Annotated in this window: 28 protein-coding genes and 2 pseudogenes; 23 read left to right on the top strand and 7 right to left on the bottom strand. The window is 65.3% G+C overall.

The window, feature by feature from the left end:
- Nucleotides 1–79: 79 nt before the first annotated feature.
- On the top strand, nucleotides 80–1,192 hold the full coding sequence (locus BJ970_RS00285) for an NsdA family TPR-like regulatory protein (protein ID WP_184721989.1): 1,113 nt from the start codon (nucleotides 80–82) through the stop codon (nucleotides 1,190–1,192).
- A 321-nt stretch (nucleotides 1,193–1,513) separates the two neighbouring features.
- Here the strand turns inward: BJ970_RS00285 and BJ970_RS00280 are convergent, their stop codons facing one another.
- Nucleotides 1,514–2,719, bottom strand: a complete 1,206-nt coding sequence (locus tag BJ970_RS00280; protein ID WP_184721986.1) for a helix-turn-helix domain-containing protein — start codon at nucleotides 2,717–2,719, stop codon at nucleotides 1,514–1,516.
- Between the two features lie 219 nt (nucleotides 2,720–2,938).
- Between BJ970_RS00280 and amcB the strand changes: the two genes are divergently transcribed.
- Complete coding sequence (gene amcB, locus BJ970_RS36885) at nucleotides 2,939–4,582, top strand: cyclophane-forming radical SAM peptide maturase AmcB (RefSeq protein WP_221466986.1); 1,644 nt, start codon at nucleotides 2,939–2,941, stop codon at nucleotides 4,580–4,582.
- Nucleotides 4,551–4,742 carry a multiple cyclophane-containing RiPP AmcA gene (gene amcA, locus BJ970_RS00270; protein WP_184729386.1) on the top strand — a complete coding sequence of 64 codons (192 nt, stop codon included), beginning with the start codon at nucleotides 4,551–4,553 and terminating at the stop codon, nucleotides 4,740–4,742. The genes amcB and amcA overlap by 32 nt, the downstream gene beginning before the upstream one ends.
- Here amcA and BJ970_RS00265 read toward each other — a convergent pair.
- Both BJ970_RS00265 and BJ970_RS00260 read right to left on the bottom strand, forming a co-directional pair.
- Nucleotides 4,739–5,401 (bottom strand): pentapeptide repeat-containing protein, encoded by a 663-nt coding sequence (locus BJ970_RS00265; RefSeq protein WP_184721983.1) that lies wholly within the window; start codon nucleotides 5,399–5,401, stop codon nucleotides 4,739–4,741. The genes amcA and BJ970_RS00265 overlap by 4 nt on opposite strands.
- Before the next feature lie 438 nt (nucleotides 5,402–5,839).
- Nucleotides 5,840–7,010, bottom strand: a pseudogene (locus BJ970_RS00260) (IS110 family RNA-guided transposase).
- Between the two features lie 322 nt (nucleotides 7,011–7,332).
- Here BJ970_RS00260 and BJ970_RS00255 point away from each other — a divergent pair.
- The 5 genes from BJ970_RS00255 (at nucleotide 7,333) to BJ970_RS00235 (ending at nucleotide 11,710) form a co-directional block, all read left to right on the top strand.
- Nucleotides 7,333–7,476 carry a hypothetical protein gene (locus BJ970_RS00255; protein WP_184721980.1) on the top strand — a complete coding sequence of 48 codons (144 nt, stop codon included), beginning with the start codon at nucleotides 7,333–7,335 and terminating at the stop codon, nucleotides 7,474–7,476.
- A gap of 72 nt (nucleotides 7,477–7,548) precedes the next feature.
- Nucleotides 7,549–8,355, top strand: coding sequence for a protein kinase family protein (locus BJ970_RS00250; protein ID WP_184721976.1), 807 nt, complete (start codon nucleotides 7,549–7,551; stop codon nucleotides 8,353–8,355).
- A gap of 211 nt (nucleotides 8,356–8,566) precedes the next feature.
- Nucleotides 8,567–9,355, top strand: coding sequence for a DddA-like double-stranded DNA deaminase toxin (locus BJ970_RS00245; protein ID WP_184721972.1), 789 nt, complete (start codon nucleotides 8,567–8,569; stop codon nucleotides 9,353–9,355).
- Nucleotides 9,324–11,012, top strand: a complete 1,689-nt coding sequence (locus tag BJ970_RS00240) for a transposase (RefSeq protein WP_446689075.1) — start codon at nucleotides 9,324–9,326, stop codon at nucleotides 11,010–11,012. The genes BJ970_RS00245 and BJ970_RS00240 overlap by 32 nt, the downstream gene beginning before the upstream one ends.
- A 269-nt stretch (nucleotides 11,013–11,281) precedes the next feature.
- The gene (locus tag BJ970_RS00235; RefSeq protein ID WP_184721965.1) at nucleotides 11,282–11,710 is read left to right on the top strand and encodes an Imm1 family immunity protein; all 429 of its coding nucleotides are present in this window, start codon (nucleotides 11,282–11,284) and stop codon (nucleotides 11,708–11,710) included.
- 122 nt (nucleotides 11,711–11,832) lie between these two features.
- On the opposite strand, the gene BJ970_RS00230 is transcribed toward BJ970_RS00235, so the two are convergent.
- Complete coding sequence (locus BJ970_RS00230) at nucleotides 11,833–12,057, bottom strand: hypothetical protein (protein WP_184721962.1); 225 nt, start codon at nucleotides 12,055–12,057, stop codon at nucleotides 11,833–11,835.
- A 21-nt stretch (nucleotides 12,058–12,078) separates the two neighbouring features.
- On the opposite strand from BJ970_RS00230, the gene BJ970_RS00225 reads away from it, so the two are divergent.
- Entirely contained in the window at nucleotides 12,079–12,351 is a 273-nt protein-coding gene (locus BJ970_RS00225) for a hypothetical protein (protein ID WP_184721959.1), read from the top strand.
- A gap of 89 nt (nucleotides 12,352–12,440) precedes the next feature.
- Here BJ970_RS00225 and BJ970_RS00220 read toward each other — a convergent pair.
- The 3 genes and pseudogenes from BJ970_RS00220 to BJ970_RS38720 all read right to left on the bottom strand — a co-directional run.
- Nucleotides 12,441–12,746, bottom strand: a pseudogene (locus tag BJ970_RS00220) (DUF6300 family protein); the annotation flags it as partial.
- Nucleotides 12,747–12,783: 37 nt separating this feature from the next.
- Nucleotides 12,784–16,329 carry a DNA polymerase III subunit alpha gene (dnaE, locus tag BJ970_RS00215; RefSeq protein ID WP_221467330.1) on the bottom strand — a complete coding sequence of 1,182 codons (3,546 nt, stop codon included), beginning with the start codon at nucleotides 16,327–16,329 and terminating at the stop codon, nucleotides 12,784–12,786.
- Nucleotides 16,330–16,822: 493 nt separating this feature from the next.
- The gene (locus BJ970_RS38720) at nucleotides 16,823–16,957 is read right to left on the bottom strand and encodes a hypothetical protein (RefSeq protein ID WP_281399396.1); all 135 of its coding nucleotides are present in this window, start codon (nucleotides 16,955–16,957) and stop codon (nucleotides 16,823–16,825) included.
- A 383-nt stretch (nucleotides 16,958–17,340) separates the two neighbouring features.
- Between BJ970_RS38720 and BJ970_RS00210 the strand changes: the two genes are divergently transcribed.
- From BJ970_RS00210 to BJ970_RS00150, 14 genes are all read left to right on the top strand, one after another.
- Nucleotides 17,341–17,934 (top strand): pyridoxamine 5'-phosphate oxidase family protein, encoded by a 594-nt coding sequence (locus tag BJ970_RS00210; RefSeq protein WP_184721950.1) that lies wholly within the window; start codon nucleotides 17,341–17,343, stop codon nucleotides 17,932–17,934.
- A 756-nt stretch (nucleotides 17,935–18,690) separates the two neighbouring features.
- The gene (locus tag BJ970_RS00205) at nucleotides 18,691–20,013 is read left to right on the top strand and encodes an MFS transporter (RefSeq protein WP_184721947.1); all 1,323 of its coding nucleotides are present in this window, start codon (nucleotides 18,691–18,693) and stop codon (nucleotides 20,011–20,013) included.
- 137 nt (nucleotides 20,014–20,150) lie between these two features.
- A complete protein-coding gene (locus BJ970_RS00200) occupies nucleotides 20,151–21,122 on the top strand; it encodes an iron-siderophore ABC transporter substrate-binding protein (RefSeq protein WP_184721945.1) in 972 nt (323 codons plus the stop codon).
- Nucleotides 21,119–21,313, top strand: a complete 195-nt coding sequence (locus BJ970_RS37500) for a hypothetical protein (protein WP_246470615.1) — start codon at nucleotides 21,119–21,121, stop codon at nucleotides 21,311–21,313. The genes BJ970_RS00200 and BJ970_RS37500 overlap by 4 nt, the downstream gene beginning before the upstream one ends.
- Before the next feature lie 111 nt (nucleotides 21,314–21,424).
- Nucleotides 21,425–21,835, top strand: a complete 411-nt coding sequence (locus tag BJ970_RS37495) for an iron chelate uptake ABC transporter family permease subunit (protein ID WP_312864042.1) — start codon at nucleotides 21,425–21,427, stop codon at nucleotides 21,833–21,835.
- A 33-nt stretch (nucleotides 21,836–21,868) separates the two neighbouring features.
- Complete coding sequence (locus BJ970_RS00190) at nucleotides 21,869–22,726, top strand: LysR family transcriptional regulator (protein WP_184721941.1); 858 nt, start codon at nucleotides 21,869–21,871, stop codon at nucleotides 22,724–22,726.
- Nucleotides 22,727–22,985: 259 nt separating this feature from the next.
- Nucleotides 22,986–23,420: a hypothetical protein gene (locus BJ970_RS00185; RefSeq protein ID WP_184729385.1), complete on the top strand. Its 435-nt coding sequence runs from the start codon at nucleotides 22,986–22,988 to the stop codon at nucleotides 23,418–23,420.
- Complete coding sequence (locus tag BJ970_RS00180; RefSeq protein WP_184721938.1) at nucleotides 23,417–23,887, top strand: SRPBCC family protein; 471 nt, start codon at nucleotides 23,417–23,419, stop codon at nucleotides 23,885–23,887. Before BJ970_RS00185 ends, BJ970_RS00180 begins: the two co-directional genes overlap by 4 nt.
- 13 nt (nucleotides 23,888–23,900) lie before the next feature.
- Nucleotides 23,901–24,128 (top strand): hypothetical protein, encoded by a 228-nt coding sequence (locus BJ970_RS00175; RefSeq protein ID WP_184721935.1) that lies wholly within the window; start codon nucleotides 23,901–23,903, stop codon nucleotides 24,126–24,128.
- Nucleotides 24,129–24,340: 212 nt separating this feature from the next.
- Entirely contained in the window at nucleotides 24,341–25,471 is a 1,131-nt protein-coding gene (locus BJ970_RS00170) for a helix-turn-helix domain-containing protein (RefSeq protein ID WP_184721931.1), read from the top strand.
- An 80-nt stretch (nucleotides 25,472–25,551) separates the two neighbouring features.
- Entirely contained in the window at nucleotides 25,552–25,962 is a 411-nt protein-coding gene (locus tag BJ970_RS37490; RefSeq protein WP_246470614.1) for an HC3 family zinc finger protein, read from the top strand.
- The gene (locus BJ970_RS00160; protein ID WP_184721928.1) at nucleotides 25,959–26,183 is read left to right on the top strand and encodes a hypothetical protein; all 225 of its coding nucleotides are present in this window, start codon (nucleotides 25,959–25,961) and stop codon (nucleotides 26,181–26,183) included. Before BJ970_RS37490 ends, BJ970_RS00160 begins: the two co-directional genes overlap by 4 nt.
- Nucleotides 26,180–26,536: a hypothetical protein gene (locus tag BJ970_RS00155; protein WP_184721925.1), complete on the top strand. Its 357-nt coding sequence runs from the start codon at nucleotides 26,180–26,182 to the stop codon at nucleotides 26,534–26,536. Before BJ970_RS00160 ends, BJ970_RS00155 begins: the two co-directional genes overlap by 4 nt.
- Nucleotides 26,536–26,808, top strand: a complete 273-nt coding sequence (locus BJ970_RS00150) for a hypothetical protein (protein WP_184721922.1) — start codon at nucleotides 26,536–26,538, stop codon at nucleotides 26,806–26,808. The genes BJ970_RS00155 and BJ970_RS00150 overlap by 1 nt, the downstream gene beginning before the upstream one ends.
- The last annotated feature ends 155 nt before the right edge of the window (nucleotides 26,809–26,963 follow it).

Genomic DNA, 26,963 nt, shown 5'->3' with positions numbered 1-26,963 from the left:
TACACAATGATCAGCTGCCGTTATCCTGGGAAGTGGACAAGTGTTGACAGGGGTTTGCAGAGGGGGAGCCTTGGCCCATATGGGTGCCACACTCAGGGCGGCGCGCGAAGGCGCTGGAGTCAGTCTCCGCGAGATGTCGCAGCGAGTTCACATGGTTTCTTCATATTTGTCTCTGCTTGAGACCGGCAAGCGACCGGTACTCCACAAGCACATAAAGGCGTACGAGCGGGCCCTAGGTGTGAAAGGACTAGCAGACGACATGGACAGGAGAGCACTCCTCACGGCGCTTGCCACAGCTGCGGCGAGCGAACCGCTTGCGCGGCTTCTGGACGGGCTAGTCTCCCCCGGGGAAACCGGTCAAGTCGGTAGGATCGAGGTCGAGGCAGTTAGGGAATCTGTCCAGCACCACTCAGCGATGGATCTCCAGTACGGCGGCAAAGTCGCAGCCAGTGTTGGCGGGGATTCTCTAAGGTGGGCCGTAAGCCTCCTAGGCCGGCCGATGACATCCGGTACCCGCAAAGCCCTTTCGAGCGCCGTAGCATCCCTCTCAGACCGTCTTGCGTGGTCTTTCCACGATTCCGGACTTAAGTACCAGACTCGGCGTCTGTCTGAGTTGGCGATCCGTACCAGCAACGAGGGGAACGATCCAACCCTTACCGCGCATATTCGGCTGAACGTTGCCGCGTTCATGGAGACGATGCCGCGAGACGCGGCTGCGATGCTTACGGGGATTCCCCAAGAGAGCGGGGTGCATCCGTTGGAGCGTGCCAACGTGGCTGCTGGAAGTGCCCTCCACCTTGGCAACGCGGGGGAGATTCGAGAAGCCAAGAATCTGCTGGGGCTAGCTGAAGACCTGATCGGCAAGGATTACCCAGACGAGTTGCCTTCGTGGGCAGGATTCCTGTCGGAACCGCACCTGTGCGCGATACTGGGCCACTCGTACAAAGCGATAGGGGAGTACGAAAAGGCTGCCTCGTACTGCCAGCAAGCCCTCAGGGGCTTCGGCCCAGAGAGGGGCCGGGGGAGGGTCACGGTCATGGTCCGTCTCGGCCTGGTCCGTCTAGCGCAGGGCCGGGTCGAGGATGCACGAGAGCAGGCAGAAGCGGCCCGGCGGGCGATGACCACCGTTAACTCTGTACAGACGCAGCGGACCCTAGATCAGCTGACCCGCCGGCTCGATGTGTTGACATAGCCGCAGTTCAGGGGGATGTCACATTGCTTAGGGACGTCCGTATCATCATGCGGGGCACTGCTGTACGTGCGGTTCGCCCTGCGCGCTTCTCGCCGCGGAGTCTGCCGGACGCGCCCTGATCGAACGGTCTTAAACAACAGCACCCCCGGCCGAGTGCCAGGGGCGCTGTCGTTCGTGGCTTACCAGCGCCAGTAGTAGCGGCCGTGCGCCGTCCACGGGGTCGGGGCGTACTGGAAGATGTGGAACGCCATGCCCTTGCGCCGCGCCGCTGGTCAAGGGGATTTCCCCGGAACTGCTGTTTTGGTTCGACGAAAATGGTTGCTACTGGCACAGTGCCCGGTATGTCTCCCGCAATTCGCCCGCCACGTGCAGGCCACGCGTCTCGATAGCACGCACGACCTCGTCGGCCCTCCAGTAGTTCGAGGGCGCAACTCGACCGGACTCCAGAGCCTTTCGCGTAACCTCGGCGGCTTCGTCGAGACGATCGCTGCCCAGCAGCGACAACCCCAGGTCGATATGCGCCGAGGCGACGCGGCGGGGCCATCGGTGGTGGTCATTTTCCGCGCCGAGTCGATCAATGACCGTGCGAGCGTAGCCCTCGGCAGCGGGGTCGGCGATCCAAGCCAGGGTGGTGGCGGTGTACGCGATGGCCTTGGTGGGGTCGTAAATGTAGTGGTGGTCTGGTCGCTCCGGCTGGGGTAGGCACTCGGCCATGCGGTGGACCTCGCCCAGGACGCGGCGGGTTTCCTGAGCATTGCCCAACCGAGCCCACGAGCGGCCTTCCTGGGCCGTCGCCTGAATCATCGCTGAGGATCCCGTGGGCGCATGGTGTCGGGCAGACTGTGACAGTGCGACCGCTTGCCGGTAATCACCGTTGGTCAACACGCGCCATGCAGCGGTCTCGTAGCACCATGCGATGATCTCAGCGTGGCCGGTGTCGCTGGCGAGGCTCGCGGCCGTCCGCAGGTACGCCGTCGCCGCCGGTTGCTGGTCAAGGTCGACATAGACGGTGGCAGCCAGCAGGGACAGCCACGCGCCGACGTTGAGCAGCCGTGTGTGTTCGGACAAAGATGCCCGGGCATCGAGCAGGTTGGTCACATAGTCGATGTGGGTGCGCAGACGGGACTCGAGTTCACCGGGTGGGGTCGCCGGGTAGGCGCTTGCGAGCTCATCAACGGTGGCCTCCAGGTGCGCCAGCGTGGTGCTACCGACGTTGCTGGACGCGGCGCGGCGGGCGAGTTCAAGGGCGCCCAGTTCGGTATCACCGTGGGATTCCAAAGCGCTGTGCTGCGCTGAAGCGCTCTGTCTCTGGAGTGTGCGGGGTCTCTGGAGTGTGCGGGCGAGTGCCCCGTCCGCACCGACAAGTTCATCGAGGCGTCCGGCAGTTGCTGGATCGACGGTCTGGAGACCGGATTCATACCGCGAAATCGTGGCCTGGCTGATCGGCACGAGGCGGGCCAGCTCCCCCTGGCTCAACCCCGCAGCACGCCGGAAGCGGCGCAGCTCAGTGCCAAATTCGGTGCTCATGGTCCGCTGCCCCCGGTTGGTCGGCGTCTAGTCTGCCCCGGTGCCCCGGTGCCCCGGTGATCAGCTGGGGCGCGTGAGGCTTGGGGCAGGGTCAGCACCGAGCGTATCGACGCCATCACCATTGGTGAACCACTGACCGACCACCCACTCCTCATGCGTATGCCCATGCGCATGGCGTACCTCCTACACGCGCAGTGATCGGGTGACGACGGTTAAGGCATGCCGCAATGGTCACTGGTCACCCTCGATGGCTCGCCTGCCGTGCTGGTTCTCGACGGCAGTGGCGTCACCTTGCGCGGATCGGTGAACACCGGCGCGGCTCGCCGATGCCGCTTCTCCGCCCGTCCCTCCCAGTGCAGGCGCAGCGTCGGCACGCGGCGGGAACCGGTCCGGCATGGATCACACATGCCGCCGGTTCTCGTCGCCCACTGTCGCGACCACCCAGGGAATCGTCGTGGCCGTCCAAAACTTGTGTCCGCCAACGGGATTGAGCATTGGACCCGCCGCGCTGTGCCGCTCGGGTTACTGGTGCCGCCCGACCGAGCCGGAACAGATGGCACGAAATCCGCTGGTGTTGCAGAGCGTTCTCGCCGGCGTGCGGCGCTAGTAGACCCGGTGTTCGGTGTCGATGCCCCGACCTTCGGCACCGGGTCGCACGGCTGGTCTGGTGCGTGGCCCTTCGACGCACCAGCCCAGCCGTATCCAACCTGGCAACTGCAAGGGAAGGACATCGTCGTGCCAGGACAAGGACGAGTTACCAACACCGTTCCCGTCGCCCAGCCCAACAGCGTCATCATGCAGCCTACGACGTTGTGCAACCTTGATTGCCGCTACTGCTACCTGCCGCACCGCAAACAGAATCGGCAAATGACACCTGCTGTCGCGCGGGCGGTCGCCAAGTCCGTCCGGCCGTGGACGAAGGACAGGGCAGTAGACATTGTGTGGCACGGAGGCGAACCGCTAGCCGCCGGGCGAGAAAGGTTCGCCGCTCTGCTCGGTCAGTTCGAAGAGGTCGAGGTCTTCCACAGCGTGCAGACCAACGCCGTGCTGATCGACGCGGCATGGTCGGCGTTCTTCGCGGAACGTAGAGTACGGGTCGGTGTGAGCGTGGACGGTGCAGAGCACGACAACACCGGCCGCGTCGATCTCGCTCGCCGGCCCGCATTTCCGCGCATTGAACGCGGCATTCGTCGGCTGGTTGCTGACGGGCATTCGGTCTCGGTGATCGCTGTCGTGTCCGACCCGACCCCGGAGCGAGCACGACGCCTGTACTCGACCGTTGCGGACCTCGGTGCACGGTGGCTCGGTGTGAACATCGAAGAATGCGAGGGGGTTAACAAGCGCAGTAATGCGCACCACTTACCGCACGTCCGTGCGTTCTGGTCAGCGTTGCTAGAAGCGTGGTCGCAGGACGGGCGAGTGGGGTTGCGTGATGTGGACCGTGTGCTCGGCTACGCCGTTTCCGTTCTAGACGCCCCGACCGTGGACAGTCGATCACCGCTCATTGACCCGTTGCCGACGGTCGCATGGAACGGTGCCGTGACGTTGATTTCACCGGAACTCGCGGGGTTCCATTCGGAAAGGCTTGGGGCTTTCGAGTGCGGCAACGTACTTGCGCATGATCTCGATTCACTGATCGAACGTGGCCTGAATTCCGCATGGGTCACGGAATACCGGCGTGGCCTCAATCGGTGCCGCGCGATATGCCGTTATTTCGAGTTCTGTGGAGGTGGTCACCCGGCAAACAAATATTTCGAGCACGGTCGACTTGACGGCGCCGAAACCAACTATTGTCGAAACGGGAAAATCGCGTTAGTCGAAGGGGTCCTCGATGTTGCAGGGCGAAACGGTCGAACTCGCTAGCAAAGTGCGGGAAGCTGAAGCCGGGCTGCGGGGGCTGATTCGCCGTCGCCCGCACCCGAGCCCGGTTTACAACTGGGACAACCGCGATTCGTGGGACAACAAGACGGGTGGGGGCGGTTTCGATAATCGCCCCGGCTGGGACAACTGGAACAAGCGCTAATCGCTTACCGTGAGACCGGCCTCGGCGGCAAGCTGAATTGCTACCGAGGTCGCTTGCTCTGCGGTAACCCGTGCGCCCCGCAGGCCGATCAATCCACGGGCACCGGTGATCTGCGAAGTGGTCAAGTCGCAACCCATAGCCTTGGTCGACTCGAACTCGACCCCGTCGAGGGAGCAATCTTGAAACACCACATTGGACAGATCTCCGCTGATCGTGGCCTCGCGGAACAGGCACTCATTGAACGCAAGCGCACCCTTGACCGCCTCGACATGAATGCTCGCGTAGTCCAGTCGGCAACCATCAATGTAGACGTCACTCGCCGACTCAAACGACAACCGGAACCCCATCGCACGGCTACGGATGATCTCGATTCGGCGAGCCTTCACCGACTGCCAAGAGGCGCTAGAAAGTTCGACATCTTCAAACCGCACGTCCGACAATTCCAACGGCGACAACTGGGCACCCGACAAGTCGACGGACCGCACAAAGCTATGCGCGAGAGACCCCTTGCCCCTGAGGTCGGTGAATTCGCCGGACTCGACACGGATTTCGTCGCCATCGAATTCTCCGTGAAAGGTGAACGTTGCGTTGCTCAAATAATCGGGATCAAACGAGGGGCGCTGAACGGTTAGACCGTTTCCCAGTTTGCGGAAGTCCATATCGGGACCATACCGGAGCCGGCTGATCGCCAAACATCGGGACACGCCAGAAATTCGCCAGCAACATATGCCGAATGCGACACCACCGACGCAGCCAACGCAACGACGAACCAGGCTGACGAGCCGCCACCCGCACAGCGGCCACCGCAGCCAGCAGGCACAAGCGCGACCCTGCGGACAGGACCGTTCGTGGCAGTTGACAGGACAGGTTGACAGGACAACGAAGAGGGTGTCGAAGGTCTCCGAAAGCTCGCCGTGATCGGCGACCGGCTCACCACCCGTCACGGCGGGTGCTCGGGCTGCACCGTTCAAAAATCTTGCGGGACGTGTATGCCGCTGGCGAATCTCTACCGGCAGGCACAGGCACCCCTAGAGACCTACTGCCAGCACGGCAGTAGTGGCCCGCTGAGCGCGAAAGACATCCCAGGAGCTGAAATGTCAAGCCGCAACGTTCTCGGCGTGATGCGACCAGGCAGTCGTCTCGTCGTAGAGGGTGCCGGTCTTGAGGCATCCGTGGAGGATGCCGACGAGTCGGTTGGCGAGTTGACGCAGGGCGGCGTTGTGGCTGGAGCCGCGGGCTCGTCGGTCGTAGTAGGCCCGGGCTCCGGGCGAGGCTTTCAGCGCGGCGAACGCCTGGGTCATCAGTGCGTCGATGAGCCGGTCGTTGTGGATGAACCGGGCCAGGGCGACTTTCTTCTTGCCCGACGCGCGGGTGATCGGGGACGTGCCCGCGTAGTTCTTGCGGGATTTGGCGCAGGCGTAGCGGTGGGGGTCGTCCCCGAACTCGGCGAGCACCCGGGCACCGCACACCTCGCCCGGTCCGGGCTGGGAGAGGATGATCTGGAGCGGCCGGGTGCTGCCCAAAATGGACCTGCACCTGCCCTTGCAGGGCCGTGATCTGGGTGTTGAGCACGGTCAACACGGCGATCAGCGCCTGGATGGAGGCGGCGTAGGCGTCGGCCACGACCTCGGGCTGGCCCAGATGCTCGGCGCGCAGCGCGGCCTGGATCGCGGTCGCCTTCTCCGCGATGTCGCGGCGGCGAGCGCGCTTGAGCGCGGCGTTGATCTGCGGAAGCGTCAACCGGGCGGCCTTCGCCGGGATCGGGGCTTTGGCCAGCAGCTCCAGGGTGTCGGCGGCGTCGAGGTCCTCGAACGCGACCAACGCGGCCGGGAAGTAGTCCCGCAGGGCGTGGCGCAGCCGCTGGGTGTGCCGGGTGCGTTCCCAGATCAGGGTTTTGTGGGTGCGGGCCACGACCTTGATCGCCTCGGCCTCGGCGGAGTCGCCCGCGACGGGGCGCAGCTCGTGGGAGTGGGTGCGGACCATGTCGGCCGGCACGTGTGCGTCACCGGCGTCGCTTTTGGCCCCGGAGACCCCCAGCCGGCGCCGGAATTCCGCTGCCTGCAACGGATTGACCGCCATCACCGTGTAGCCGGCCGCGACCAGCGCCGCGACCCAGGGGCCCCGGTCGGTCTCGATCCCGATCACCACCTCCACGTCCTCGTCGGGTTCCTCGCCGACCTGGTTGCCGATCATCGCGTGCAGCCGGGCCATGCCGACCACGCCCTCGGGCGGCCGCGCTTTGGCCAGCCGCCGCCCCGAGGTGTCCATCAGCTCGATGTCGTGATGGTCCTCGGCCCAGTCATCACCCACGAACAGTCGCAACGGTCCTCCCGCTCTCGAACCCGGTCACCCTGTCGATCACCTACGTGCAGCCAGCGGGAGAACTCTCAGCGACCTAATCAAGCAGTGCTCACACCACCAGCGGGTGGGCACGACATCCCAGCAGCGATCAACTCTCCCGGCCTACCGGCAGGGGCACTGTCTTTCGTCAGGACTCGAAGTCCAGGAGGCAAGAGTGCTCACCTGCCGGCCGGCTACCACCAGGAGTTTGCCGGATGGCTCACTCCCAGAACTGATTAGGAGGTGAATCATGACCGCTGTTGCCGTCGAACTGCTCCCGGCTCCGCCGGAGTCCGACATGCTGGACCCGGACGCCGTGGAACTCACCGGGGAAACCGATGGTCTCATGACGATGTGCGCGTGCAGCTCATCCAGCGACGCCCCCTACCAGTGATCGAGTGACCAACCGCTGCTGGCGACCCGGTGATCATGCCGGGCCGCCCGTCCTATTCAGCAGGGACCACCGTTGGCAAAACGTATCCAGTGGGCCGACCTTCCCGGCTCTCTCATCGAGTCGATCAGTGCCCGGACGGGGCCGATCATTGCGGGACGCGCCGTGACTGACGGGCAGAACTCGCCGCTAGCCGCCGTGCTGGAGACCCGCAACGGCCGGGTATTCGCGAAGGGCTTGCCGTCTGATCACCGGATGGTCATCACTCAGGCTCGTGAGGCCGCCGCCGCGCCGCTGGTCAAGGGGATTTCCCCGGAACTGCTGTTTTGGTTCGACGAAAACGGTTGGAAAGTCAACGGTTTCGAGCATATTGACGGCCGGTCGGCGCACTACCAGCCGGGCTCACCTGACATTGATCTGGTGGTTGATCTCATGGGCGTTTTGAGCGCCATTGAGATCCCGGCTGGTCCTGGTCCGTGGAAGCCCATAGAAACGCGCATGCGGACCTACGTCGATGATCCTGCCGACGCGAAGATTTTTGCCGGGTCGGCACTTACCCACACGGACTGGGTGCCGGACAACATCCTGATCTCACAAGGACAGGCGTGGCTGATCGACTGGGCATGGGCGACCCCGGCGCAATCCTGGACCGACCCGGCATTCTGGCTGCTGCGACTCATGGCCCGTGGACACAGCATTGCGCAGGCCGAAGCGATCGCGGCACGACTTCCCGCCTATGCCGTCGCTGATCCTGAGCATGTTGCCGTGTTCGCCCACGCGAACATGAACATGTGGAACGAGATTGATCGGGATCACCCCAGTCCGTGGGCAACGACGATGGCGGCGACCGCCCGTGCCTGGGCTGAGCACCATAGGGCGTAGCAGCAGCACCACGTCGAAACGCCCCCGGATCTCCCCGCGAAGCACACGGGAAATCTGGGGGCTTTTCGTGTGCCCGGTCGATATGCGCAGCTCAGAGCCGTTGCGACCTAATGCCGGCGGCAACCGCGGGGCCGATCATGAAATCGGGTGTCGGTGATCCCCGGCATGATCGACCGTCCGACCGTGACAGCGACAGGATCGGGGCGCACGGATGTCGGTGGAGGATGTCGACCGGAAGCTAGCGACGGCCGTCGGCAAGCTCGACGAGGCCGCCGAGAAGATCACGACGGCGGCGCTCTTGTGCTCGGAGGGCCAGGATGCTCTCGGGTACGCGTTGACGGGTGCGACCGATCCGGAAGCACTCGAAGCACTCGGCTTGCAGGAGACGGCAGCCGACCAGCTCGACGAGACGCGGGCGAAGGTGAAGGCGATCCGGGAGCGGATCGAGCAGTACCGCCGGAGCATCGGCGCGGGGACGAGTTCAGCCGCCGTGAGCTCGCCGCCAGAGCCAGAACGCCCGAAGCCGTCGGCGCGCCCGCCCGACGCCGTCGGCGTCGACGGGTCGCGGTACCCGCCCGAAGCCGCTTGGGCGGTGCCGGAACTCCCGCCAAGGGTTCAGCAGGGCGGAGATCGGACGGTCGCGAAGATCAAGATTGGCGATCAGCCGCTCCCCGGCTCGTTCCAGTCCGGTCAAGGCGACGTCTGGTCCGACGAGGCGCGGCAACGGATCAACGATCTTGGCATCCGAACGGCGCGGTACGTGCCGTACCACGTCGAAATGCGCGCCGCTGCGATGATGGTTCGTAGCGACGTGACCTCCGCCGAAGTAGTGATCAACAATGTGCCGTGCGGCTACCAGACGCGCCCGCCAGGGTGTCACCAGACGCTAGGTGGCTGGTGTTTTGGGTTGCTAAGGATCGGGGTGTGTCGGTGTTCCGTCGGGGTGATCGTTTGGCAGGATGTCGGGGGTGACGTTGGGACGCGCGCCGCGGCAGGGTGATCTGCTGCGATCGACGGTGGATTACTGTGAGGGCCGGGTCGCGGCGGGTTCGATTTATGGGGTGTTGCATCGGGAGTGCTTCAGTCTGTTCCCGGATGAGATGTTCGCGGATCTGTTCACCGATGTGGGTCGCCGGTCGGTGCCGCCGATGATCGTGGCGGTGGTGATGGTGTTGCAGCGTGTCGAGGGCCTGTCGGATCGGGAGGCGGTGGAGCGGTTCGCATTTGACACGCGCTGGAAGTACGCCGCCGGTGGCCTGGATTTCGACTATCCGGGGTTCGTGCACACCGTGCTGGTGGACATGCGGGCCCGGTTGGCCCGCTCGGCTCGGCCGGACCGGATCTTCGAGACGGTGCTGGATGTCGCGCGTCAGGCGGGTCTGGTCGGGTGCAGGAGGGTGCTGGACTCGACCCCGTTGTATGACGCGGTCGCGACGATGGACACCATCACCCTGATCCGCTCGGCGATCCGTGGTCTGCTGGCCACCGCTGAGGCCGGACTGGCCGCCCGGTTGCGGGCGGTGCTCACCTCCGGAGATGACTACGCCGGAGCGGGCAAACCCCTGATCGACTGGGACGACCAGGCCGCCCGGGAGGCGTTGATCGACTCCCGGGCCCGGGACGGGTTCGCGATGCTGACCCTGATGGAAGGCCAGAAGTGGACCAAGTGCGTGGATGAGGCCGCGCGCCTGCTGGCCACGGTGCTGGGCCAGGACCTGACCGAAGACAGCGACGGGGTGTTCCGGATCGCCCGCCGGGTCGCCCCGGACCGGGTCATCTCCACCGTCGATCCCGAAACCCGCCATGGCCACAAAACGCAGGCCCGCGGTTTCGACGGCTACAAAGGACATCTCGCCATCGACCCCGACAGTGAGATCGTCACCGCCACCGAAGTCACCCCCGGCAACAGCGGCGACGCCGAGACCGCCGAGACCCTCCTGTCCGACATCCTGCCCTCCGAAGCCGAAGCCGAAGCCGAAGCCGAAGCCGAAGCCGAAGCCGAAGCCGAAGCCGAAGCCGAAGCCGAAGCCGAAGCCGAAGCCGAAGCCGAAGCCGAAGCCGAAGCCGAAGCCGAAGCCGGGGATGAGGGTCAGGCCGCGGTATATGGGGATGCGGCCTATGGGGCGGGGGAATTGCTGGAAAGGCTGGACGAGAATGGGATCCACAATGGGCTCAAGGTGCAACCGCCGGCTGCGGTGAAAGGCCATTTTCCCAAGGACCGTTTCGATATCGACCTTGAGCAGCAGACCGTGACCTGCCCGGCCGGGCATACCGCACCCATTCGCGCCCGTGAGCGTCACGCTGGGGCGGCCAACTTCGGCGTCGTGTGCGCCACCTGCCCGCTGGCCGCACAGTGCACCACCGCCAAGACCGGCCGCACCATCACCATCAGCCCCCACGAAGCCGCACTGGCCGCCGGTCGTGCCCGCCAGACCGACCCCGCCTGGAAGGCTGACTACCGCGCCACCAGGCCCAAAGTCGAACGCAAGATCGGCCACCTGATGCGCCACCGCCACGGCGGACGACGGGCCCGTGTCCGAGGACTGCGGAAAGTGGCCGCTGATTTCTCGCTGCTGGCCGCCGCGGTCAACCTCGCTCGACTGGGCGTGCTCGGGATAACCCGCAAGGCAGGCGGATGGGCCGTGACGACCGCCTGACCAGACCAACGCCCAGCCCATCACCAACACCACACGTCCTCCCCACCGATAACCGGCACACGCGACACACAAACCCACCGACCACACTCGAAAACGATCGGCAATCACACCCACCGCCCGCCACGCTAAGACCAGAGCAAACACCTCAAAACCCCGTTCGACACCAGCCACCTAGAGCCATTCCTTCCGGAAGGCTCACAGGTGACCGTGATGGGCACGGACAACAAGGGGCGGCCGTACCGGCGGACCTATCAGGGGAAGGCGAAGCGATGACGACAAGACTCGAACTCGACGACGGGACGTCGCTCGACGCGGCCGACGTGCGGGAAACGCTGATTTCCCAGTCGACGCGAGACCGGGCGGTCGTCTACCTCGTCCACGACAACGAAGCGGAACTCGTCGTCGGCTTCCGTGGCGACCGGGGCGTGTGCCTCTGGGAGAGCGACGACGGCATGGTCACGACCGGCGGAACGAATGCCGAAACGATCATCTACGGCGGGAACGAGATCCCGTTCCCGCCGGGCTCGGAGATCGACGCGGCGACCGTGATAAATGCGGCGGAGGAGTTCGCGGTGACCGGGGCTCGGCCGACGGGCGTCGATTGGACGAGCTACCACGAGGCGATGCCCGTCACGGAAACGACCATGACGCCGGAGGCGCTGCAAGCGTTGCTCGGTGAGCCCGACGCCGGTCGGTAACCGGCCGCCCGGCCGCGCAGAAACGCCCCCACCCGCACCCCGCGAAGCGAGCAACAACACGGGTGCAGGTGGGGGTGTTCTCGTGCCCGGTGCAGCCATACCGGGCGGGCGCCGAGCGTCCCTCACTCGGCGAGTCTGGTAGGCGGCGGCGCCGGAACGAGCGGCGTCCCGTCCGCGTCGCGTGGGCGGGCGGCCGGAGTACGGGTCCACCACGTCAGGCTGACCGACACGACGAGCCCGAGCACGGTCGCGCCGACGGTGTACGTGTTGGCCTGCCCGGCGGTGATCCACCCGGCGCCGACGGCGAGCCCGACCAATACCCACACGGACTGGATGCCGGACAACATCCTGATCTCACAAGGACAGGCATGGCTGGGTTGCAACGGCGACAGGATCGGGGCGTACGGATGTCGGTGGAGGATGTCGACACGGGGTTAGTGAACGCCGGCGCGCACCGTCGGGCGCTGGAGAGCAAGCGGCGCGTGCTCGACGCGATCGACAAGCTGATCGAGGCCGACCCGTGCGAGGGCATGCCGGGCTACCAGAGGTTCTGGGATCTGCGCTGGGTGGTGTTCGGCTTCGCCGCCGAGTACGAGGACCACCCGGACTTCCACGACGATTACCGCTTCTACCAGCGGTGACGCCGAGCTAGACCAGGCAAGACGAACCCCCGGCGCATGGGCCGCGCCGGGGGTTCGTCGCGTGCAGGGGTGATCAGCCCGCTTGCTGATTACATCTCGCCGCGTTCCCACGCCTTGATCTCGTCGTCGAGATCATCCGTGGTGTAGGTCGGCGGGTGGGCCGCCACGTACCGCGCCCAGTCCGACAGCACCTGCGCTGCGCCCTCGATCTCGTCATCGGTGATGCGCTCGTTGAGCGTGAAATACGCGCTCACGCCCTGTACCTCGGGCGCGGGGTGGTGACGGTCGCAGTTCGGGCACACCGTTGCCGTGACGCGGTGCGGCGCGGTGTGCTCGGTGTCGCGCACGGGCACGGTGACGGCAGCCAGGATCGGCGACCCGCAGCGCACACACCGTTGCTGCGGTGTGTCCGCTCGACCTTCGGCTCGTTCGTCATGCTGCTCCCACGCGTTCGATCGCGATGCCCCGCACGGACTTGAGCTCGGACACGAGCTCGGTGCAGACCTTGACCCGCCACGCGGGTAGTTCGAGTCGTGTTGTTCCCAAGTGGACGTGCACCGGGGTCGCGCCGCGATAGGCACCCAGCGTGTTGCGTAGCTCGGCGATCGTGTCCTTGCTGAGTTTCTTGGCGTCGGCGCGCAGCACCAACGGCGGCTCGGACCCAGGCGCGTGCTCGGCCGCGGCGATGTCCACCAGCACAGCGTCCGAAGCGAACACACTGATCTCGCCCTCACGCTCGTTAACCCGACCCTTGACAGCCAACGCGTTGTCCTCGATCAGGCAGTCGGAGAACATCTCATAGGACTGCGGGAAAAACAAGACCTCCACGCTGGCGTCGAAGTCCTCAAGCGTGACGATCGCCCACGGCTTCCCGTTCTTGTTGAGGCGCCGCTGAATCCCCGAGATCATCCCCGCGATCTTGGTCTGTTCCTTGCCGTCGCCGCCGGGCTCACGTTCCCCGCCAACGAGCGCGGCAATGCTGGTGTCCTGATACGGCGCCAACAGCCGCTCGGCCCCGTCCAACGGGTGAGCCGAGACATACAGGCCGAGCATTTCCCGCTCATAGGCGAGTAGCTGCTTACGCGGCCATTCCTCGTCAGTGAATTGCAGATGCGCGAGCGGTGAGGTGTCCTCGCTTGGCGCGGTGTCGTCGGCACCGCCGAACAAGTCGAACTGGCCCATCGCCTCGTGCCGCTTGAGACCGATCACAGCGTCAACCGCGGCCTCGTGATGCTGGACCAGCGCCATCCGAGTGTGCCCGAGCGAGTCGAACGCACCCGCCTTGACCAGGGATTCGAGGACCCGCTTGTTGCATGCGGTGATCTCAGCCTTATCGAGGAAATCGGTGAACGAGCTGTAGCGTCCCTTGTCCTCACGGGTCTTGACGATCGACTCGACCACGTTCGAACCGACGTTGCGGATCGCACCCATCCCGAACCGGATCCGGCCGTCGACCGCAGTGTGCTCGACAACGGATTCGTTCACATCCGGCGGCAACACTCGGATGTTCATCCGGCGGCACTCGGACAGGTATACAGCGGTCTTGTCCTTGTTGTTCGCGTTGGCGGTGAGCAGCGCGGCCATGTACTCGGCCGGGTAGTGCGCCTTGAGGTAGGCGGTCCAGTACGTCACCAGGCCATAGGCGGCGGCGTGGGACTTGTTGAACGCGTATCCGGCGAAGGGCAGCACCGTCGCCCACAGCTGATCGACTGCTGCCTTCGAGTAGCCGCGCTCGCTCATGCCGGCCTCGAACCGGGCGAACTGCTCGTCCATCACCTCTTTCTTCTTCTTACCCATCGCGCGCCGCAGCAGGTCGGCTTGTCCGAGGGTGTATCCGGCGACTTTCTGCGCGATGGCCATGATCTGCTCTTGGTAGACGATCAGGCCGTAGGTCTCGCCGAGAATGTCATTCAGAGGTTCGTCGAGTTCGGGGTGGATCGGCTCGACCGGCTTCCTGCCGTTCTTGCGGTCGGCATAGTCGAGGTGCGCGTTGACGTCCATCGGGCCCGGCCGGTACAGCGCGTTTGCGGCCACGACGTCCGGGAACTCGGTGGGCTGCAAGCGTTTCAGCAAGCTCTGCATTCCGCCGCCTTCAAGCTGGAACACGCCCAAGCTATCGCCGCGGCCCAACATCTCGTACGTCTTGAGATCGTCCAGGGGGATATCGAGCGGTTTGACCTCGACGCCGTGATTGGCCTTCACCATTCGCACGGTGTCGTCGATGGTGGTCATGTTGACCAGCCCAAGAATATCGATCTTGAGCAGGCCAACCGCCTCACACTGCGGACCGTCCCACCCGGTGATGATCTCGCCGTCGTCCCGCTTCCACAACGGCAGCACGTCTAGCAGCGGCTCGCGAGAGATGATGTGCGCGCATGCGTGTACACCGGCGTTGCGGATCAGTCCTTCAAGGCCGCGAGCGGTGTCGAAGATCTTGCCGATCTGCGGGTCGTTCTCGATCAGGCTGCGGACCTCGGCGGCCTCTGAGTAGCGCTCGTGTTGCGGGTCGACGATCCCGGACAACGGGATGTCCTTCGCCGCGATCGGTGCCGGTAGGGCCTTGCTGAACTGGTCGGCGAGCTGGAAGCCGGGCTGGCCGAGGTGCACGCGGGCAGCGTCCTTGAATGCCGCCTTGGTCTTAATCGTGCCGTAGGTGATGACCTTGGCGAAGTACTCGGTGCCGTACTTTTCCTTCGCGTACTGGATGACTCGTTCGCGCAGACGCTCGTCGAAGTCGATGTCGATGTCCGGCGGCGAGTCACGTTCGGGGTTGAGGAACCGCTCGAACAGCAGCCCGTGCTGGAGCGGATCGATGTCGGTGATGTGCAGCACGTACGACAGCAGCGCACCGGCCGCCGAGCCACGACCCGGGCCGACGCGGATGCCGTTGTTCTTGGCCCACCGGATCATGTCGCCGACGACCAGGAAGTACGAGCTGTAACCCTTCTCGGTGATGACCTTGAGTTCCCACTCCAGCTGGTCGCGGTACTCCTGTGTGAAGCTGTCGCCGGGGAACCGGGTCGGGATGAACTCCTCGACCTCGTCGCGTAGCACCTCGACGTCGGTACGACCGGGCTTGATCTTGGCCTGGGGCATGCGATTGGTCGCCGCGAACGCGTCTTCGTAGCCCTCAACCATCTCGGTGATCAGCAGCGTGCTGTCCGCCGCGCCGGGCACCTCGGTGTCCCAGTATTCGCGCATCTCAGCCGACGACTTGATGTGATAGCCGTCACCGTTGAATTTGAACCGCTCGGTGTCGGCCAGCATCGACCGGGTCTGAAGGCACAGCAGCGCGTCATGATGCCCGGCCTGATCCGCGGTGACGTAGTGGCTGTCGTTGGTCGCCACCGTGCGCAGTTCGAGCTGCGTGGCCAGGTCCAGCAGCTCGCCGCGGATGTTGCGCTCCATCTGGATGCCGTGGTCCATGACCTCGATGAAGAAGCGGTCGGCGCCGAAGATGTCTTTGTAGTCCGAGGCGGCCTGCAACGCCTCTTGCTTCTGGCCGAGCCGAAGCCGAGTCAGGATCTCACCGGCCAAGCACCCGCTCGTCGCGATGATCCCCTCGGAGTGCTCGGCGAGCAGTTCCTTGTCCATGCGCGGCTTGCGGAAAAAGCCCTGCATGGACGCCAGCGAAGACAGCTTGAACAGGTTGCGCAGCCCGGTCGAGTTTTGGGCGAGCATGGTCATGTGGGTGTAGGCACCCGCGCCAGAGACGTCGCCGCTCTCGCCGTACTCGTCTACCTCCCGCTTCCCGGTCCGAGCTCGCTCACCCCAGAACACCGGCTTCTTGTGGAACCGGCTCTCCGGAGCGAGGTACGCCTCAATGCCGATGATCGGCTTGACACCGGCCTTCTTGGCGTGCGAGTAGAAGCTGTGCGCGCCGAACATGTTGCCGTGGTCGGTCATGGCCACAGCGGGTTGTTCGAGCCGGGCGACCTCGGTGAACAACGCGTCGTGCTTGGCAGCACCGTCGAGCATCGAGAACTCAGTGTGCACGTGCAGGTGAACGAACCGATCAGACACGCCGTCATCTCCGGAAGCATCAGATAGGGAGCGGGATGGGTAGCCGGTTCCCGCGACTCTAGTCGGCCTACTCGGTGTAGCCGGGGAGCGTCGGGCTCGTGTTGCTCCCCGGCTACACCGAGCCTGTGGGCGGGCGGTTAGATCTCGCCAGTGCCGCCGCAGGTGTTGCAGTCGTCGTCGCCCTGCTGGCCGCTGCCGCCGCAGTTCGGGCACGTGTCCGCCATTCGTTCACACCTCCTTTCCCAGCATCGAGTTGATCAGGCTATGGCCACATGTGCAGGTGTTGGCACCTCCACATGCCATGCCCTCTGATCTTGTTGGGCACCCTCGCGGCTACGCCTGGTAGTAGGGCCACCCTCTGGGGTCGAAGTCCTGCTTCTCGTCCGCCGTGGACTCGGCCTCGGCTTCGTCTTCGGGCATGCACACCGCCTTTCGTCGTTCTGGGTCTTTAGATCTGCTCCAGGACGGTGAGGACTCGGCGCAGCATGCCCGGATGGCGCGCGCAGTCGGCTTCGCCCAGCGGCAGACCGGTTTCGACCAGCGGCAGGAACCTCGTATCCACAACGGCGAGGTCGTCAGCCAAGTCGCCGCGAAGCGTGACCGGTTCGCGAAGTAGATGCCGGGGTCTGCGCGCTGACTCGGCAGCTGCCTGTCCAGCAGGTGGCGCACCGTCAGCGCGCCTTCGCCAGCCCCGCTGTGCTTGCCCCTCTCGACGTAGATGCTCAGCCACTGAGCATCGTGGCCCGTTCGTTATGATCGTGTTTAACGCTGCGAAACCCTTGCCGCACAGTGGTTTTCGACCACGGGGTCCAGTGGAAGAAAAGATGTCACAGCTGGGGTATTGCGGAAGGCAACGAGTTCTGCCTGCTCAAGGCCCGCCTTAGCCAGCTCTGACGACCCTTGTCGGCAGGAGCAATCCGTGCCTGTGCCTCGTGAGCGCGGTCATCGTCCCCTCATAATCGGCCTATGGGAAAAAGCTACGAGCGGTTAGACGGCAGGCTGCGTGCCTTCATCGAGGCGCAGCACATCTTCTTCACCGCGACGGCGCCGCTGGACGGCGACGGCACCGTCAACCTTTCGCCGAAAGGCTTGAACGGCTCGTTCGCCGTGCTTGACGAACTCACCGTGGCTTACCTCGATTTCGCTGGCAGCAACGCCGAGACAATCGCCCATTTGCGTGAGAACGGCCGCATCACGCTTATGTGGTGCGCCTTCGATGGTCCGCCCAACATCGTGCGTGTGCACGGCCGCGGAGAACCGGTCTTCCGGGACGATCCGCGTTGGGCGGAGCTGATGGGGTATTTCCCCGACATCGACCCGACCCTGCACGGCCTGCGCGCGGTGATCGTCGTGACCGCAGACAAGATCCGCGACACGTGCGGGTACGCGGTCCCGTTCATGACCTATGACGAGGACCGCCCGCTGCACGCGTCGCGCTTCGGGCGCGAGACCGACGAGTCGCTCGACGTGTACTTCCAGAAGAAGGAGCACGTCGCGACCAGCATCGACGGCCTGCCGGGGTTGCCGTTGCCGCTGCCGCCGCTGCCGCGCACCGAATAAGACCCAGCCCATCGAGCACACCAACCGGTTTCGCAGCTAAACCGGACCACGGGTAACGCATGGCGCCCGATCACCTGCCATCGTCATAACGGTGTCAGAACTGAGGTATTGCGGACGCTTAAGGCATGCCGTAATGGTCACTGGCCCTCGATGGTTCGCCTGCCGTGTTGGTTCTCGGCGGCAGTGGCGTCACGGTTCTCGGATCGGTGAACACCGGCGCGGCTCGCCGACGCCGCTTCTCGCGCCCGTCCCTCCCAGTACCGGCGCAGCGTCGGCACGCGGCGGGAACCGGCCCGGCATGGGTCACACATGCCGCCGGTTCTCGTCGCCCACTGTCGCCGACCACCCAGGGGAATCGTTGTGGCCGTCCGAAAATTTTTGTCCGCCAACGGGCGCCAGCGAGCAGTACCACCGACCCCGCCAGCACGGGCAGCCAGGCACCAGAGCAGCAGGAAGCAGAGCAGCAGGGCAGGTTCCAAAACGACCGATCCAGGGGCAATGAACCGAGCTAGCTAGGCGACCACCAGCAGCACCGCGCGCGTCACATACGCCACGTTGTCTCCAGCCCTTCACTTGTGGACTGCCGTTTTCCCTGGTCAGGATGCTCGGCGTCGATGAGGAGGCCCGAGGTGTTCGCGAGGGTGCATGACCCTGCGGACAGGACGGTTCCTGGCAGTTGACAGGACAAGTTGACAGGACAACTGCGCGGAGCCAAAAATTCGGCAGGCCCTACTGGCCGAGCCACGGAGGCATCTCATGGAGACTGCGTCCACTGTTGATCAGACCACGCGTACCCAGCGACGCCGGGCGGTGGTCGCCAGCGTCGTCGGCACGACCATCGAGTGGTATGACTTCTTTCTCTACGGGACGACCGCGGCCCTGATCTTCCCGAGGGTGTTTTTCCCGCACTCCGATCAGAACACCGCGATCCTGGAATCCTTTGCCACCCTGTTCGTGGGGTTCGCCGCGCGGCCGGTCGGCGCCGCGGTGTTCGGGCACTTCGGCGACCGCATCGGCCGCAAGGCCACGTTGATCAGCACGCTGGTCCTCATGGGCGTGGCGACCATGCTCATCGGCGCCGTCCCGGGCTACGCGACCATCGGGCTGGCCGCCCCAGTGTTGCTCGTCGTGCTCCGGGTCCTGCAAGGAATCGGCGTGGGCGGTGAGTGGGGCGGATCGGTGCTGCTGGCCATGGAATGGGGCGCGAAGAAGCGCCGGGGCCTGATGGCCAGCTGGCCGCAGATGGGCGTGCCCATCGGCCTGGTGCTGTCGACCGGCGCGGTGCAGTTGTTTAGCGCCACGACCGGTGGCGCCTTCGAGACCTGGGGTTGGCGCATCCCGTTCCTGGCGAGCTTCGTGCTCATCCTGATCGGCCTCTACGTGCGGTTGCGGGTACTGGAAAGTCCCGATTTCCGCGAGGTCAAGCAGGCTCGCGCGGTGGTGAAAATGCCGGTGTGGCGCGCGCTCCGCGATCATCCGTTGGAGGTGTTCACGGCCGCTTTCGTGCGTCTGTCCGAGCAGGCTCCGTTCTACCTGTTCGTGACCTTCGTGCTCACCTACGGGACCGTGGAACTGCAGATGCCGCGCGGCCAGATCCTGAACTACACGCTGATCGCCGCGGCCATCGGGTTGATCAGCATCCCGTTTTTCGGGCACCTGTCCGACTGGCTCGGGCGCAAGTGGGTTTACGGCGCGGGCATCGTGCTGACGGCCCTATTCGCGTTCCCGTACTTCGCGCTGCTGGACACCAGGATTCCCGCGCTGGTGCTGCTCGGGATCGTGGTTTCGCTGATCGTGCACGACATCCAGTACGGACCGCAGGCGGCGTTGATCGCCGAAGCCTTCGGAACCAATGTGCGCTACAGCGGAGCGGGCCTCGGCTACCAACTCGCGTCGGTCATCGCCGGTGGCCCGGCGCCCCTGATCGCCGCGGCGTTGCTGACCAGCACCGGTTCCAGCACCAGCATCAGCTGGTACATCGTCGGGTGCTGCGTCCTGGCGTTTGGCGCGCTGCTGCTGATGCCCGGGCCGGCGATCGGCAGGGTGGCGAGCTCGGGCCCGCTCGGCCCGAGCGCCTGACGCGGCCATCAACCCCCGCCCGCACCCGCCGGGATGGTGCTGGACTCGACCGCACGGTTTAGTTAGGTTAGGCGTACTTAACTTCTCCGATGGGGTGTTGGATGCGTTTCTCCGGGCGGCGAGTGCCAGTGTTGATCATGTCGGCTTTGTTGGGGGCGGTGCTGGCGCTTGCCGGCTGCGGGGGACCCGAACCAGAGCACCGGGACGCGGGCGCCGCCGACGCCGGCGGCCAGTTCCCGGTGACCATTTCCACCGCGTTCGGTGATGTCACCGTGCCCAAGCGACCACAGCGAGTGGTCGCCCTTGGTTGGGGAGACGCGGAGGTCGCGCTGACGCTCGGTGTGCAGCCGGTGGGTGCGGCGGACTGGCTCCCGGTGGGCGGTGATGGTGTTCCCGCGTGGGTGCCGGGGGACAAGAAGTACACGACCCCGCCCAAGATTCTCGGCACGATGGAAGTCGATATGGAGGCGGTGGCCGCCCTCGACCCCGATCTGATCCTGGACACCCGCGCCAGTGGCGAGCGGGATCGCTACGACCTGCTGGCCAGGCTGGGCGTGCCGGTGGTGAGCATTCCGCGCGACGGGCAGGCGTACCGGACGAGCTGGGAAGACCAGCTGGCCATGATCGGCAAAGCGCTAGGCAAGTCGGCCGAGGCCGAGCAGGTCCGGGCCGACGTGGAGACGTCATTCCGCGAAGCGGCGGCCGCGCACCCGGAGTTCGCGGGCAAGACGGTGGTCGTCGGCTCCAAGATGCCCGGTTCCTACGGGGCCTACGTCAACGGCGGCTCCCGCATCGATTTCATGAAGCGCCTCGGTTTCTCGCCGTCGCCGCAGGTGGAGTCCCTGGCCGGGAACAGTTTCTCGGTCACCATCTCGCGGGAGCGGATGGATCTGTTCAACGCGGATTTCGTGCTGATGTCCCCGATCGGCGTGAGCCCCAACGAGATCAGCGATGATCCGCTGTTCCGGTCGGTGCCCGCGGTCCAGGCCGGACACGCGGTCGTGCTGTCCGACCCGGAGATCGCACGGGCCTTTTCCAGCGGCACTCCGCTGGGCATGTCCTACGCGGTGGACAAGGTCGTCCCGCTGATCGCGCAAAGCCTGGCTTGACCGCTGCGGAGAGCCGAACTGCGGAGCGGCGGCTAACTCGCCTGGACCTCCTCCTGGGACTGATCGTGGTGGTTCTGGTGCTGGCGGCCGTGGCGAGCGTCTCGGTGGGGGCCAAGGCGCTCCCACCGGCAGCCGTATTGGACGCGTCGTTCCACGGACGCACTTGCAATCCGGACGATCTGATCATCTGACAAGTGCGCATCCCCCGGACATTGGTGGGCCTGCCGGCCGTGGTCGGTTCGCTGACCACCGCAATCCTCGTCGCCGACAATGCGACCTTCGAGCAGTTCCGGTTCTGGTAGGTGGGTTCGCTCTGGGGGCGGGAGGCGAGCATCGTCTGGCAGGCTTTGCCCTTCCTCGTGGCCGGTTTCGGTCTGGCCTTCGCGTGCGCGAGAATCCTCAATGGACTCAATGGACTCTCGATGGGAGATGACGTGGCCCGTGCGCTGGGGCACAACATCGCGGCAGGGCGAGCGATCTGCGCGCTGGCGGTGATGATCCTCTGCGGGACCGCGATGGTCGGTTCGCGGTGCCGGCCGCAACCGCCTTTAGTGCATCGGTTAGGAACCTTGGTTGGGGTATCGATCACCTCGGGCGGCAACCCACCGCACTGTCCGGGTCGCCCCTGGGAACGCCGTTTTCGCGCGAAATCGCGCCAGCTCCGCACCAGGACCGCCGTTTTCGCGCGAAAACGCCAACCCTGCCGGGCATGAGCAGCCTGCGCAGCATAAATATAGGCTGGCAGCATGAGCGTGGAACTGCGGCAACTGCGCTGCTTGGTCGCGATCGTCGATGCGGGCACCTTCACTGACGCCGCCATCGAGCTGGGCATTTCGCAGGCGGCAGTCTCGCGCACACTGGCTTCCCTGGAAACCGCCCTCGGCGTGCGGCTGCTGCGCCGCACCAGCAGGGAGGTCGTTCCCACCGCAGTCGGTGTGCAGATCCTCGGCCGCGCCCGAAGACTGCTCGCCGAGGCCGATGATCTGGTGCGAGAGGCCACCACGGGCCACGCCCGGCTGCGCCTCGGTTACGCCTGGTCCGCGCTGGGGCGTCATACCTTGACGTTCCAACGCCGTTGGCCCGACCTGCATCCCGACGTCGAGTTGCAGTTGGTGCGGACGAATTCGGCGACCGGTGGGCTCGCCGAAGGCGCTTGTGACGTCGCCGTCGTGCGCACTCCTGCCGACGAGCGACGCTTCGACAATGCCATCATCGGACTGGAACGCCGCTTCTGCGCGATGGCCGCGGACGACTCGTGGGCTCGTCGGCGGTCCGTGCGGTTGGCCGAGATCAGTGACCGCACCCTGGTCATCGATCGGCGCAGCGGCACGACCACCACGGAGCTGTGGCCGCCGGGCAGCAGACCCGCCGTGGAGTACACCCACGAGATCGATGATTGGCTGGCGGTCATCGCGACCGGCCGCAGTGTCGGTGTCACCACCGAGAGCACCGTGAACCAGTATCGACGCGCCGGCATCGTCTTCCGGCCAGTGCGCGATGCGGCGCCGGTACCGGTGCGGCTCATCTGGTGGCGTGATGACCCCCACCCGGCCATTCCCGACGTCGTCGCGCTGCTGACCGAGCTGTACCGACGGGACGGGTGACAACTCTGCCGCAGGGCCTCCTCGAAGGGGCCGGTGTGGCAATACCGCGAAACTAACGAGAAAACGCGGGCAATGAGCCGTGTACTTCTGGGCAAGGCTCCTCGGCGGGGCCTTCATGTCGTTCCGCGGACAGCTCAGAATGAACCCGCGAGCGGATTCAAATTATCTTGAAACAATTCGATGGTATTTGCGAAAAACCCATCTGCTTCACTTCTTTCGTGCTGCGCACCGGTGCCTTGAAGTTCCAGAAGGGTGGCGATTGACGGGTCAGGATCTTCCACCCGGGCTGCGCACCTCCGACGAAATTCCGCCCCAGGCGGGCGGAAAATTGCGCGAAGCGCTGGAGCGCGACGACGAATCAGCGGCGGCGGAGCACCCGTACGTGGTCGGGGTCGCGCTGCCGCAGCAGGCGCTGGATCGCTTGGGTGGGTTGGTGTGCGGCGGCGAGCGCACCGAACTGGACGGAACACCTGTCTTCGTCCAGCCCACGGTCGTGCGCTGGACGGTCTCACCGGTGCGCGCGTACTACCCGATTCTCAAAACCTCGCACTTGCAAGGCGTCCGCATCGCCGCCGATGTCAGCCCGAGGCACGAGATCTTCGTACGGCAGCGGTTCCACCCGGCTGAGGAGAATCCGCTCGGCCGACCGCATTCACCCCGGTTGATCCAGGAGAGCGAGGCAGGAGCGAGATGAGGCACGTCGAACTCCAGATAATCTTCGAGCGGGAGCAGCTCAGCGACGTCTTCGATGCGATTCTGCGCCGGGAGCCGCCCAACCCGGACGGCGGATCGAGCTGGGAGTGGAGCTCCGCGGCATCGCCACCGCCGCCGCAGATCACTTCGGGAGTCCGGCCACGATGGCTCGAATTCCGCACCGGAACGCTGCGGTGGAACGAGGAGATCAGTTCCGTGCGGCCGGAGTCGAGGATCCGGTTCACGCTGACCGACGGTGACTTCGCCGAGTTCTCCGGGGCGTGGACCTTGTCCCAGGTGGGCGACGACGTTTCCGTGGCTTTCGAGGCCGACTTCGACTTCGGCCTACCCAGCATGGCCGGAATTCTCGACCCGATCGCCGAAACGGCCATCAAGGAGACCATCAGCCGTGCCGTAGCGGGGATGTTGCCCCGCGTGCGCGTCGTGCACGAGCCTCAGATGGCTTGACTCGGTGCCCTCAATGGACAGACGTGCGCGCTTGTGGCTGGAAATGTCCCGCTCCTACCATCAGAAAAAGGACAGCTTGGCCGCATTGCAGACCCTTCAGCGCGCCACCGATATCAGCGAGGAATCCATGCGCTGTCACCCGCTGAGCAGGGGTATCGCGGGCGAACTGGTCGCTAGAGGTGGCCGCTTGGTGGAGCGCGACGCACGCAGTCTCGCGACCCGCCTGGGGCTCATCGTGTAGCCCACCAGACGCCGACCAGGCAGTGCTCTCGCGCGAGGGGGTTTACCGTTTCTCCGCGGTGACCGAACGGGGCCAGCCAACTCAGGGCTCTTGACCGCGACGGTCGCCACTCGATCATGTTGCCGATACGCTTCTCTTCGCCGAGGCCGAAGCCCCTGAGGCAGCTCGCAGGGGGCGCGGCGAAGGGAACCACACGGCGAAGTAGGTGGCTCATGGAAACGTTCGGCCAGGCGCTGCGCAGGTTGCGCAAGTCGGTCGGCTTGTCCCAACCCGGACTGGCCCGGCAGGTTCCTGTAGACCAATCCACCCTGTCTCGGTGGGAAAACGGGCGCATCATCCCCGACTCGGCGAGCATGGAGCGACTCGATCAGCTATTGAACGCACGCGGCCAACTGGCCAGCTTCGGCGCACCAGCCGCGCTAACCGTGCTCGATCCGCCGCCGGATACCGCAGAGCCCGTCACTGCGGATTACATCGACTGGTTGCGGCACAGCATCACCCACTTGGTTACGCTCGATGGCCAGCACGGCGGCGCCGAACTCGCGCCGATGGCGGCACGGCTGTTCCGAACCGCGTCCGGCCGCTTGGCATCCGGCGAATACAGCCAGGCAATCGAACGCGACTTCGCCGCAGTGGTTGCCGAGCTTGGCGAAGTGGCGGGGTGGCTGGCGTTCGATGCCCTACAGCACGAGCAGGCCAGGAGCCTGAACTTGGAGTCGCTGCACCTGGCCCGCCTCGCCGGAGACCGTGACATGGAACTGTTCCTGCTCGGGAACATGGCCATGCAGGCGCAGGAAACCGGACGACCGCGAGAAACGCTGCGCACAGTGCAACTGATGGAGACATTCAATCTGTCGCCGCGAATGCGAATCATGACCGGGATACGCCGCGCCCGCGCTGCCGCTGACCTAGGCGACGAACGCGCGTTTGAGGTGCTGCATCGCGCACAATCCGACCTATCCAGCAGCGTGCACCGTACCGAACCGAGTTGGGCATGGTGGATCAATGCCACCGAGGTCCAAAGTCACGAGGGCGGAGTGTGGCGTGCGATCGGTGAACGTTCCCAGGCGGTGGACTGCTACAGCGCTGCCCTGGAATCCATAGCGCCTAGGTACAGGTGGGGGCGGTTTATCACTGGCGCGAACCTGATCAACGCGTTGGTCGAGGTGGCCGACTGGCCCGAAGCGGAGCGAATCGCCGCCGAGGTCTACACCCTCGCCAGCGAAGTGTCATCAGCCCGCGCTATGCACCGTATCCGTACCGCAGCCGACACCGCTTACCGCAGCGGCGCCCCCTCCACGCTGGAAGGCATGTTGACCGCGCTCGCGCGGCGCACGACGTAGCGAGCACGCGGCCCATGCACACCTATGCGCATAGCCCGCAACCCCTCCACTGGCAGTGATCCGGTGACGACGTTGAGGGCATGTCGCAATGGCTGTTGATCCTCGCCGCTGTACTTCTGTGGGCCGCCATGCATGGCACTGGGCTGCTGCCGTGGTGGTTGGTTAGCCGTCCTGGCGCGACTGCCCTCGCTCTGACGCGACGCGGCTCCTTCGTTCCCATCACAGCGCGCTGGTACCACCGGGACGGTGGCGTGATGTACCAACCCCATCCGTTCCACTGGGTGCGTGCAGACGGGAAGCGGCACGCCAGCACCGACCCCAAACCCCGCATGGGCTACCCGACAGGTTGCGTGGTGGGCACCCTGTGCGGTCACCAGTTGGCAGCGGAAAACACCGATCCGGCGTGGTTGTGGGAGACGTGCCGGACCTGCGACGACAAGGCCCACGCGCTTGCTAAGGCCTCGACGCCGCCTGCGGCGAGTGCGCGATGAGTGCGGAGGATGCCGACCGGGCGGTTGCTCTCGCCACGCTGTTGACTAAGGCGGCCGTCGAGCTGAACAGCTTGGCCACGTCCGTCCTCATGGGACGAGCGACGGATGACGCTTATCTGGACACCGAACGGCTGTTGTCCGAGTTGGTCGACACGCTGAGGGACCAGTGCAAGAGCTATGTGCCGCCGCGTGTGGTCGACTCGAAACGGGGCGAGCGGTGACGGCCGCGCTCGTCTCCCTCGGCCTACTGGCTGTCGGTGCGCTCGGGGTGTGGGCGGGGTTCTACTACGCCCCGCGCCGTCACTCCGGAAGCGGCGAAGGCGCGTTGACGGTCTCCTACCTGATCGAGCGGGCGGAGGCAGAAGCCGGCGGCGGCCGGCACCGGCTCCGTGAACGCGAGCCGCGCACGCTTCAGCTGCGCGGTGATCTCGGCGAGGCGCTGGCGAACGAGACCACCCGGATCTTGCCGCTGGCCGAGTCCGGTCTGCCGGTTGAGGACTATGCCGCGCTGGCCAGGCATCCGGGGCTGTTGCGGCGAATGCTGGTCGGGCTCGACCGTATTGAGGTGGATTGATGAGCGATGCGCGGGAAAGGCTCATGGCAGTGAACGCGGCGTTAAGGGGCGTGCTTGAGCACGCCGAGCAGTTGCATCGGATCTATGAGTGGGCCCGCCAGGAGGTAGCGGCGGTGATGTGCGATGAACCGGGCGCGAACACCGTGGCAGGTCATGTCCTGCTGGCACACCTTGATGTGGGAAGCCGCGTCGGACTGCGACTTTTGCGGCATGAGGTTAAGGCGGACGAGCTGGTGATCGGTGTGCTGAAGGGATTGCCGACCGAGGAATAGACCCGGTGGGAGCACCGCTGCCGACTCGCTCACTCCTGGCGCGTGCTCTCACCACTATGTGCCCTTGCGGCGCCGACCCCAGCGGCGCGCGGGGGTACGGGATGACCGGACCGCTCCCATCACCTGGTCACGGTCCGGTCATCCCCCCGATCTCC

Source organism: Saccharopolyspora phatthalungensis, from assembly GCF_014203395.1.
Taxonomy (GTDB): domain Bacteria; phylum Actinomycetota; class Actinomycetes; order Mycobacteriales; family Pseudonocardiaceae; genus Saccharopolyspora; species Saccharopolyspora phatthalungensis.
The sequence above is the reverse complement of the archived record's forward strand: the minus strand, read 5'-3'. Positions and strand labels throughout refer to the sequence as shown.